The sequence below is a fragment of the Arthrobacter sp. P1_A5 genome, assembly GCF_056406825.1.
The window spans coordinates 1-1958 of record NZ_JBFTZL010000325.1 but is presented as its reverse complement, the minus strand read 5'-3'; the positions used below and the strand labels follow the sequence as shown (position 1 = coordinate 1958).

The window sequence follows — 1958 nt, the reverse complement described above, 5'->3', positions numbered from 1 at the left end:
CAGGAGGGATGCGACCTCGTTCCATGGGGCCTCGTCTAAGAGCAGGTAGTTGCCTTCGGTGATGATCAGGCGTGTTTCCGGCGGGACGGCGATGGCCCCGGCGATCGCGTCGTTGACTTCGCGGCGGAACAYAGGCGCGAAGATCTCCCGCGAGGTCTCTGAGCCTAGCCGGCGGAGCAACGCGACGTACCCGGCACCGTCGAAGGTGTCCGGAGCGCCCTTGCGGTGCTCCAGCCCGCGGGACTCGAGCAGCGACTGCGCCAGGTGATATCCGTCCATGGGGACCAGGGCGACCTGCCCGGGATGGTTGGTGAGCAGGTGCTCCAGCAGCCATACGGAGATGGTGGATTTTCCGGCACCGGGCGCCCCGGCTATTCCGAGCAGGCACCGTCGTCGCCGCTGGAGCAGCGCTTCAGCCCGGGCGAGGAGCTGCTGCTGGCCTGATTCGTCCCAGCGCAGGTATGGAGGGGTGTTCATCGCTTCTCCTTTCCGGCTCTCGCCTGGACCAGGGCAGGAGGTTGACCGGTGTTCTACGGCATCACGTTACATTGGCGTGGACACGGTCCACACAACCTTTGCCGGACAAACGCCCGCCCACCTCTCTCCGGCCAAGAAAAGGAACGAATCGAGGACCAGAAAATCTCCCAGAAACTTCCCTCAGGTCATGCCGTCACCACAACTCCAGGAGATGAACAGGTACAAGGCCAACCACGCCCGACACAAACAGCAAGAAGGGAGGCCCGAATGGCCCCAAGACGCAGCAGGTCATGCAGTTCCAAGCGCTCCCGGCCATGAAGGAGTACGCAGCCACACCGCTGTCCAAGCCAAGAGAAGGAACCGCCAGACCAGCCGCCACCAACAAAAATGGGCCCCCGCAGGGGCCCATAAAAGGAGATTGGTACACATTCAGAGGACCACAAGCCCCTGAACAGGGAAAACACGTGCCCGAGGTGGGACTCGAACCGGGTTCCAGCCCTTGAATTTCCGCCACTCCCCCGCAAACATCGCCAATCCGGCCCAGTCCGGAACCGGTACGACCCGATCCGAAGCCCAAAGTGTGTAATTTTGTTCACACCGCAAATTGGCCAGTTCAGAGCGTTGCGGACCCACTCCCCATGAGGAGATTAGGAATCACGCCGACCCGGCTTAGCGCTGGGGGCATCGGCGCCTAGTCTCGAAAAACTGTTGTTTTCCAAGACAGCAGCGGATGCGGTCATTGTCGTGTTTCTCACTGGAGATCGTCTACGAGAGTCCTGCACGGCTTGGTCCTGATTGGCGGCATGAGGTGCGCCGTCGAAGCTCAAGAGGGTCTTTTGGCCACTCGTTGACGGCGGCCTAACGACGGGCAGTCATTCAGTGCACTGAAAGTGCAGTATGATGCACTTATGGATGAAAGTACAACGAGCTTGGCGCTGGCAATCGGCGCCCGAGTTAAGCAGGAGAGGCAGTCGCGGGGCTGGACGCTTGATCAGCTGGCGGAGTCTGCCGGGGTAAGCCGCAGGATGGTCGTCAATGTGGAGCAGGGTGCCGCGAATCCCAGCGTGGGAACTCTGCTGAGGATCAGCGACGCGCTGGGTGTGGGGCTGCCGGCGATGGTCGAGCCACCTCGCCCGAAGCCGGTGAAGGTCACGCGCAGTGGTGAGGGCGCTGCTTTGTGGAGCGGTGAGTCCGGCGGCCACGGGGTGTTGGTGGCCGGCACCGAACCGCCGGACGTGGTTGAACTGTGGGATTGGACGCTGGGTCCCGGCGACCGTCATGTGAGCGAGGCCCACACGTCGGGCACCAAGGAGCTTTTGCAGGTCCAGCAGGGCACGGTCACGGTGGAGGTCGCAGGTCAATTACTCACCCTCGATGAGGGCGATGCGGTGACGTTCCCCGGCGACGTGGCACACTCTTACGCCAATCCGGGCACGGAGCCGGCGAGGTTCTCCCTGGCTGTCTTCGAGCCGGGAGTGGGG

At 62.6% G+C, this 1958-nt stretch carries 2 protein-coding genes; one reads left to right on the top strand and one right to left on the bottom strand.

The features are described 5' to 3' along the window. On the bottom strand, positions 1-477 hold a 477-nt coding region (locus AC1D1S_RS20940; RefSeq protein WP_476995425.1), incomplete at its 3' end, for a nucleoside/nucleotide kinase family protein. Positions 478-1385: 908 nt separating this feature from the next. Between AC1D1S_RS20940 and AC1D1S_RS20935 the strand changes: the two genes are divergently transcribed. Next, a partial coding sequence (locus tag AC1D1S_RS20935; protein WP_476995424.1) for a helix-turn-helix domain-containing protein occupies positions 1386-1958 on the top strand: 573 nt, incomplete at its 3' end.